At 41.9% G+C, this 329-nt stretch carries 1 protein-coding gene; it reads right to left on the bottom strand.

Annotated elements, in window-relative coordinates; genetic code table 11:
- On the bottom strand, positions 1-313 hold a 313-nt coding region (locus ACMV8I_RS21395), incomplete at its 3' end, for a DDE-type integrase/transposase/recombinase (RefSeq protein ID WP_498867149.1).
- Between the last annotated feature and the right edge of the window lie 16 nt (positions 314-329).

The raw sequence follows: 329 nt of genomic DNA, 5'->3' as shown, positions 1-329 counted from the left end.
AATGAAATAGCACATTGGATGGCTCTAAACGCACCGTATAAGCCATTTTAAGGGCTTGTATTGTCAGTTTACTGTCAGGACTATCACTCATGGCAAATCCCACAATATTGCGAAAGAATAGGTCAATCACTACCGCTAGATAACAAAATCCTGCTTGGGTACGGATGTAAGTCACATCGCCTGTCCATACTTGGTTTGACGCAGTTGGGGCAAAGTTACGATTCAGTACATTGTCATAAAGACGATGTGGTTTGTCAGCTTGTTTATAACGATGCTTAGTTCTTTGACGACTGACTAGTCCTTGTTCCTGCATGATTTTCCGAGCTTTG

Source organism: Ewingella sp. S1.OA.A_B6 (assembly GCF_049889095.1).
Taxonomy (GTDB): Bacteria; Pseudomonadota; Gammaproteobacteria; order Enterobacterales; family Enterobacteriaceae; genus Ewingella.
This window is presented reverse-complemented; position numbering and strand designations above follow the sequence as displayed.